Raw genomic sequence first — 7,261 nt, forward strand, 5'->3', positions numbered from 1 at the left:
GTATTCGCTCCCAGAAACTTGCTTTTTTGGGTTTTTTATCGGCTTCTTGTTGTTCAATTTCATCGATCATTTTTTTGAGCTATTTCATAAAAGTTTTCTTTGAAATCTTTTTTCTGATCAATATTTAAACTAAACTTCAACCGGCTGTTGTATTCCTGATCAAACATTTCACGTATACCTTCTCTATTTTTTTCGAACCGCATTATATTTTTAATAGACAAATCATTGGCTATTTTTTCTACATCATGATCGGTGCCAATGTACGTAAATGTCCAATTACCTTCGCCGAGCGTTTCAATCATTGTTTTGATTGCAGTGCCTGTATATTCTTTTGAATTGTTTTCTAGACCATCCGTAAGAATAGTAACCAATACGTTATACTCGGTATCCGAAAGCTTGTCCAACTCGTTTTTGAGTTTGGTTAAAGCAAACCCCATCGCATCAAAAAGCGGAGTCATTGAATCGGGATTGTAGCTGCTTGCATCGATTTCATTGAGCTTGCTTGCATCGTCCATAAAGTGCAATACTTTATTGCCTAAATCGTTAAATGAAACGATGGAAATGTAATGTTCCTGTTCTAGAAACTGCTTTTGAATTCCTTTTATCGATTGAACCAATTCGTTAAAACCACTGATAATTAAAGGTTTAATGCTTTGCATGGATCCACTCTCGTCGAGTATAATTAAATTGTGTACTTGATGTTTTTTTTCCATTCATTTATGTTTTTAAATTATTTATGGGTATTGGCTTTTTTATTTTTAGGTACCAAATAACCTACGCTCCCCTTTACAACAATTGATACTATCAATTCTACTGCTGCTATTTCATTCGTAAAAGATCCGCAATAATAATACTGGGTTCTTCGTGTTCTGTTACAAGTTTTTCAATTGCCCAACAAACATCTTTGGTAACGTCGTCTGTATTTAATCTATTTTTTTACTTTAAAATTAGATTCCAAAAACCCCTTGACTCATTGATGCTATTTGAAAAATAAAAGTACGAAAAGTATTATTTTTTATTTTTTAGCTATATAAATGATTATGAATGATATTTTGTAATCAACATAAATTTATTTGCAAAATTTTGATTATGAGAATTTTAGGAAAAAACCCGCTATAATACAGGAAAAATACCTTGCGATCGGGGTATTTTTCCTATAGGATTTTTCCTCTTCATTGGTCAAATTTGTGTTTCAAATAAAATCAACTCCCAAACTTAAACACCATTAGTATGAACCTCGCACAAAACTTAACCCAACACATTGCTAACCCCCAAAACATAATTATTATTGATGGAGCCAGTGTCAATGCCGCTTGGGCGGCCACCAACACAGCTTATCTTGCTAGCAATATTCTACCCAGTCCTACTGCTCCCACCTATTATGTTGTCGACCTGAGTTTGATCAGCAATCAATTTTCAACGTTATCGCTATGGCTAACTAATCATGTTGATAAAATCAGTTATGTTGATAGCTATTCATTTATCCTTTTGGGTCATGAATTGGATAACACGGATTATAAAACACAAATTAATACAGCTATAGGTCAAAATGAATTTTATAGTATCGATGGTAAATCGTTGACAAAAATGGTCTCTGATTTCGGTCAAACCTACTATCCAAATTACTTGCAAATTATCACCGAAACAACGGGTGTTCCAGTAAGACTTAATTTGATAACAGCATACAGCGATGAAAATCTCTGTTTTTCAATACCCTTTTTTCAAGCCTTATTTTATGCTATGGATGGCGCTATGAAAAATCTTGAAGAAGTGAAATTTTATTTTACCAAAGTCACTAATGCCAGCGACAAAAGCACGGTAGCCTTCAAAGTTGTTTATGAAAATTTGGAAGCCTATTATGATTATTCTGGTGGTGCGAAATATAATACTTTAAATGCTTCAAAAACAACTGCAGCTTGTGTAAAATAATTAAGTAATGATCCCCATAAACGATTTTTTTAGTGCTGTAAAACTTATCATTTACTTTCAGCTATTTGTATTCATTATTGCATCCTTTATTTTGCCTTTAAAACGCAAAACAAACAGGATATTTTATTACATTTTGACCTATTACACCTTAACAGAGTTCATCACAATTATTTTGAAATTCCTAATTTCAAATGATGATTTTAGGTCAAATATGAACTTCAAAAACTATGAACTTTCTTTCATTATAACATTTTTACTGTGGTTCTATTTATTAGAACTTAATGGAGTAAATAGAAAGCTAATGCGTTTTATTTATCTGTTTTTTTTATTTTTTATCGCTATTGATTTCTTATTAATTCAAAAAAATGATGATTTAAAAACCTATATCTTTTGTATGGGTTCTTTTTTGTATCTAACCATTTTTTTTAAGTTGAGTTTTGATAAGTTAAAAGATGAAGATTTCAGATTTCTTTTCAATAATAATTATAGACTTTTAAGTGCACCAATCTTTATGTTTTTTGGTTTATCTTTAATTTTTGCTTTTGTAGATATTAAACTTCAACATGTGATCATTTATGCAGAAGTAAAAATGTATACTATCACTACCAATTACATCAACTTTATCAGCTACTCGCTCCTATTGTGGTATATTTATATCGAATACCGCAATCACAAACGAGTCATTACCGAAGAATAGCACCTATTATATCTTATGAGTAATTACAGTCTAGCCGTTGGAATCCTTATTTGCTTAATTTTTATAAGCCTTATCACCACATTTAGTATTATGCTGGCGCGAATGCATATTGGAAAAGTAAAGAAATACACGCAGCAACTGTTTGAAAAAGATCTTGAGTTTCAACGCAACATCACACAAACGATTATTGAAACGCAAGAACAAGTTTTACAAAACATCTCGCGTGATTTACACGACGATGCGGGGCAACAGATTACGGCTTTGAATTTTCAGATAGAGAATTACAAATACGACCATCCAGAACAATCCGAATGCTTGGAAAATCTCAGTGAGTCTCTAAAGCGATTGTCACAATCCGTGCGCAGTATCAGTCACTCGCTTAACAGTCAGTTGGTCTTGCAACAAGACTTGGCCAAAGCCATTCGAACCGAAATGGAACGTTTACAAAAAAATAGTAGCATTCAATTTGAAATGGAATTAGGCGAAGTACAACCTTTTTTGAAAGATGATGAAAAATTAATTATTTATCGTATATTTCAAGAGTCTATAAACAATTGCATCAAGCATGCCCGGGCGAAAACCATATGCGTTCAATTGGACGCTCAACCCAAATTTCGCTTGCAGATTGAGGATGACGGGAAAGGGTTTGATGTTACAACGAAAACTTTATCACTGGGCTTGATGAACATGAAAAAAAGGGCTGAATTAATTCATTGCTCCCTAACCATAGATTCAAAACCAGGTCGTGGAACCCTAATAACCCTTCAACGCAATTAATCCGCCTATGGAACCCATTCGCATTTGCCTTATTGATGATCATGCCATCGTTCGACAAGGCCTAAAAGAACTGATACAACGCTTAGGTGAGTATCAGGTAATTCATGAATTTGACGACGGTGATCAATTTCTCGAATCCTTACCGCTAGTCCCTATACCTGACATGTATATCTTGGACTACTCGATGCCGCATAAAAATGGTATTGAAGTGTTGCAAGAACTCGAAAAAAAATCAGGAGAATTCAAAGTATTACTCCTCACCCAACATATTGATGAACGAATCATTGACGATTCCTATCATCATGGAGCACGTGGATTTTTACACAAAAATTGTTCCGCTGCCGATTTAAAATTTGCGATAGACAACATCATTAATTTTGGCTACAATAACATCACTGAAATTTTGACTCGGATTAAAAATTATGATGTTAGAAAAGAAGAGGATTTACCCATTTCTTTTGAAATGACCGAAAATGAACTCGAATTCCTTACGCTTGTTTGTGATGAAAGGGAACTCACTTATGACCAGATGGCCAAAATCATGAATGTTTCCGTAAAATCTATTGATTCGTATCGAACCAGCCTATTTGATCGATTTCAAATACGGTCGAAAGTAGGATTAGTTTTGTTCTCCTTTAAACATCGTTTGACCGAACCTTTTTTATAATCAAAAAACCATTTCATTTTTAATATATAAAACCAAACTTTCAATCGATACGTTTGGTTTTTTTATTCTTTTCGAGATTGAAATAATCAAAAAAGCACTTCTGAACTTGCCCTCTAATTTTGTACTTTTGCGCCACAAACTAACATTCAACGGATGAAAAATACAGCTTTAACACCCATTCATATCCAACTTGGTGCCAAAATGGTTCCGTTTGCTGGATACAACATGCCTGTACAATATGAAGGCGTCAATGCCGAACATGAAACCGTTCGCAACGGAGTGGGCGTTTTTGATGTGTCACATATGGGCGAATTTCTACTTTCAGGGCCTAAAGCACTCGACTTAATTCAACGCGTTACTACCAACGATGCGGCAACCCTTGAAATAGGTCGTGCACAATATTCTTGCATGCCCAATGCGACAGGTGGCATTGTCGATGATTTAATTGTGTATCGACTCGATGAAATGAACTATTTATTGGTGGTAAATGCCTCCAATATTGAAAAAGATTGGGATTGGATTGCCGAGCACAATACTGAAGGAGCGAAGATGGAAAATCTTTCTGATGCTTATTCGCTTTTAGCCATCCAAGGTCCGAAAGCCGTTGAAGCTATGCAATCATTGACTAGTATTGACTTAGCAAGTATCAAGTATTATCACTTTGAAGTGGGAACTTTTGCTGGTATTGATGATGTGATTATTTCTGCAACAGGCTATACTGGGTCAGGCGGATTTGAAGTCTACTGCAAAAATGAAGACGCCGAAAAGCTTTGGCACAAGGTATTTGAAGCCGGCGCTTCCTACGGGATTAAACCCATCGGACTCGCAGCACGGGATACTTTACGCCTAGAAATGGGATTCTGCCTTTATGGCAACGACATCAATGATACCACCTCTCCTATTGAAGCTGGCTTGGGTTGGATTACAAAATTTACCAAGAATTTTACCAATCATGAAGCGTTAAAAGCACAAAAAGAACAAGGCGTAACGCGAAAATTGGTTGGATTTGAATTAACCGAAAGAGGCATTCCCCGTCATGATTATGAAATCGTAGATGCCGATGGAAATGCCATTGGAATTGTAACTTCAGGCACTATGGCACCCTCGTTAGGCAAAGGAATTGGTATGGGTTATGTTGCTACGACGTATGCTGCGGTGGGATCTGTGATTTATATAAAAATCAGAAACAATCAAGTGGCGGCCCAAGTGGTTAAACTCCCATTTTACAAAAAATAAGTACACAAAAAAAGGAAGGCAAAATTGATGATATAATGTAAATTTGCCGTGTAAAAATAATTAACTGCTAAAGAAGAATTCCTATGGGAAGAGCATTTGAATTTAGAAAAGCCCGAAAAATGAAACGATGGTCTGCTATGGCCAAAACGTTTACACGCATTGGTAAAGACATTGTTATTGCGGTAAAAGAAGGAGGCCCTAATCCGGAGACCAACGCACGTTTACGCGCGGTAATTCAGAATGCCAAGGCGGCCAACATGCCCAAAGACAATGTAGAACGCGCCATTAAAAAAGCATCCGATAAAGATACTGCTAACTATAAGGAAGTTTTGTTTGAAGGGTATGCCCCTCATGGTATTGCCATATTAATTGAAACGGCCACCGACAACAATAACCGAACCGTAGCCAATATTCGTAGTTATTTTAATAAATGTAATGGAACATTGGGCACCCAAGGCTCGGTTGAATTCATGTTTGACCACACCTGTAATTTTAGAATTCCCAATACAGGGCAAGACATTGAAGAATTGGAATTGGAAATGATTGATTTTGGGGTAGAAGAAATTTTTGCGGATGAAGACGGTATCGTTATGTATGCGCCCTTTGAAAGTTTTGGAGCGATTCAAAAAGAATTGGAAAGCCGCAGTATTGAAATTTTATCTTCCGGTTTTGAACGCATTCCACAAGTCACAAAAGAATTAACTCCTGAACAAATTGCCGATGTTGAAAAATTATTGGAGAAAATCGAAGAAGATGACGATGTGATGAATGTATATCATACGATGCAAGAGTAGAAAATTACACTGTTTATATCCTAGTAAACCAACCCTTTCGGTTGGTTTTTTTTATTTTAAAAACCATTCCAAATGTTAAATTTTCAAGAATTGGACGCTAAATTTTCGAAAGACTTACTCATATTTAAATAAAGTAAATCAACTAAAATTATTTAACACCTTGATATACATTTGATTAGATTTTTTCCTGCGGCCTACAAGGATTTTTCCCTAAAAGTTGAAGGAAAAATCCTTTGGTTTATCAGGAAAAACCCTAGAGATTATTTAAAACAAGGATAGTAATATTGCATTGACAATGACAAACATGATAACAATTCCATTTTGTCACGCAAGCCATTATTCGATTTATACGCCTTGGGTACGTGAGGGTCTTCGGACCCTTACGTCGTACCCAAATTAAAAAAATTAAACCAACGCTTCGGACGAATATTTAAACCAATACGTATGGCATGTGCATTAATAATGGGTGCAATAATGGGAATGTTAGGTCAAGGCTTATATTTGTCCATTCATTATTACTTATGTGCTTCATTTCATTCTAAATTTACCACTAGCGATAGTGTTCAGGCGGCAAAAACAGTTATAGCAAGTCTACTCATCGGAGGACTATCGGAATGCATCCTAGTCCATTTTACTCCCTCAACAACGCTAGGAATCATCCCACTTTTATTAGGCGCCTTTTTACCTTTGGGCTTTCAAAAACTCAATGGTATTGGACCGCATAAAGAAAAGCATCGTTCCACATTTTAGAAATCAAACCAAATCAATTACCCATGGTTGCGATCGATACAAAGTATGTAGAGAGTTATAATCGTTCAAGAAGGCTTATTTATACAGTGAATGCTTTAGTTCTCCATCGCTCTTTACCCTATTCGACCACCAAATCAATGTAAAATCGGATACAGTTTATAAATAAGCGACGGTACAACAACGAACGTCAATTGATGCTGTATGCACCACATTATATAATAAGCGAAACTGCAATTGTACAAACATTACCTGAAACGGAAACAGGATTTCATATTGGTGTTGCATTTTACAATTATACCCCCTTAGCCCTTCAATTAATGGGCAAAGAAAAATCAACAAATAATGTAACTTTTGGAATCGAACTCTGTGCTATCGATGGACCCATTTCTCAAAAAGTTTTACAAAATGTAA

9 protein-coding genes are annotated in these 7,261 nt (G+C 35.5%); 8 read left to right on the forward strand and 1 reads right to left on the reverse strand.

All coding sequences use genetic code 11. From position 1 onward, the window contains the following. Positions 1 to 59: 59 nt before the first annotated feature. Positions 60 to 713 (reverse strand): vWA domain-containing protein, encoded by a 654-nt coding sequence (locus Q0037_RS00775; protein WP_297513914.1) that lies wholly within the window; start codon positions 711 to 713, stop codon positions 60 to 62. A 517-nt stretch (positions 714 to 1,230) separates the two neighbouring features. Here Q0037_RS00775 and Q0037_RS00780 point away from each other — a divergent pair. From Q0037_RS00780 to Q0037_RS00815, 8 genes are all read left to right on the forward strand, one after another. Then, positions 1,231 to 1,929 carry a hypothetical protein gene (locus tag Q0037_RS00780; protein ID WP_297513915.1) on the forward strand — a complete coding sequence of 233 codons (699 nt, stop codon included), beginning with the start codon at positions 1,231 to 1,233 and terminating at the stop codon, positions 1,927 to 1,929. A gap of 511 nt (positions 1,930 to 2,440) precedes the next feature. After that, on the forward strand, positions 2,441 to 2,626 hold the full coding sequence (locus Q0037_RS00785; RefSeq protein ID WP_297513917.1) for a hypothetical protein: 186 nt from the start codon (positions 2,441 to 2,443) through the stop codon (positions 2,624 to 2,626). Positions 2,627 to 2,716: 90 nt separating this feature from the next. Next, on the forward strand, positions 2,717 to 3,403 hold the full coding sequence (locus Q0037_RS00790) for an ATP-binding protein (RefSeq protein ID WP_297513920.1): 687 nt from the start codon (positions 2,717 to 2,719) through the stop codon (positions 3,401 to 3,403). A 7-nt stretch (positions 3,404 to 3,410) separates the two neighbouring features. Further along, entirely contained in the window at positions 3,411 to 4,070 is a 660-nt protein-coding gene (locus tag Q0037_RS00795; protein ID WP_297513925.1) for a response regulator transcription factor, read from the forward strand. Positions 4,071 to 4,223: 153 nt separating this feature from the next. Next, on the forward strand, positions 4,224 to 5,306 hold the full coding sequence (gene gcvT / locus Q0037_RS00800) for a glycine cleavage system aminomethyltransferase GcvT (RefSeq protein ID WP_297513928.1): 1,083 nt from the start codon (positions 4,224 to 4,226) through the stop codon (positions 5,304 to 5,306). 83 nt (positions 5,307 to 5,389) lie between these two features. After that, positions 5,390 to 6,100 (forward strand): YebC/PmpR family DNA-binding transcriptional regulator, encoded by a 711-nt coding sequence (locus Q0037_RS00805; RefSeq protein WP_297513931.1) that lies wholly within the window; start codon positions 5,390 to 5,392, stop codon positions 6,098 to 6,100. 462 nt (positions 6,101 to 6,562) lie between these two features. Further along, positions 6,563 to 6,850, forward strand: coding sequence for a hypothetical protein (locus tag Q0037_RS00810; RefSeq protein ID WP_297513934.1), 288 nt, complete (start codon positions 6,563 to 6,565; stop codon positions 6,848 to 6,850). A gap of 194 nt (positions 6,851 to 7,044) precedes the next feature. Next, positions 7,045 to 7,261, forward strand: a 217-nt coding sequence (locus Q0037_RS00815; protein WP_297513937.1) for a hypothetical protein, incomplete at its 3' end; no start/stop codon positions are given.

This window comes from Flavobacterium sp., assembly GCF_027482425.1.
Lineage (GTDB): Bacteria > Bacteroidota > Bacteroidia > Flavobacteriales > Flavobacteriaceae > Flavobacterium.

Excerpts from the sequence above, each read along its gene's own strand:
- Q0037_RS00790 (WP_297513920.1), top strand. The coding sequence starts at position 2,717 with ATGCTGGCGCGAATGCATATTGGAAAAGTAAAGAAATACACGCAGCAA.
- Q0037_RS00780 (WP_297513915.1), top strand. The coding sequence starts at position 1,231 with ATGAACCTCGCACAAAACTTAACCCAACACATTGCTAACCCCCAAAAC.
- Q0037_RS00805 (WP_297513931.1), top strand. The coding sequence starts at position 5,390 with ATGGGAAGAGCATTTGAATTTAGAAAAGCCCGAAAAATGAAACGATGG.
- Q0037_RS00795 (WP_297513925.1), top strand. The coding sequence starts at position 3,411 with ATGGAACCCATTCGCATTTGCCTTATTGATGATCATGCCATCGTTCGA.
- Q0037_RS00775 (WP_297513914.1), bottom strand. The coding sequence starts at position 713 with ATGGAAAAAAAACATCAAGTACACAATTTAATTATACTCGACGAGAGT.
- gcvT (WP_297513928.1), top strand. The coding sequence starts at position 4,224 with ATGAAAAATACAGCTTTAACACCCATTCATATCCAACTTGGTGCCAAA.
- Q0037_RS00785 (WP_297513917.1), top strand. The coding sequence starts at position 2,441 with ATGTTTTTTGGTTTATCTTTAATTTTTGCTTTTGTAGATATTAAACTT.
- Q0037_RS00810 (WP_297513934.1), top strand. The coding sequence starts at position 6,563 with ATGGGTGCAATAATGGGAATGTTAGGTCAAGGCTTATATTTGTCCATT.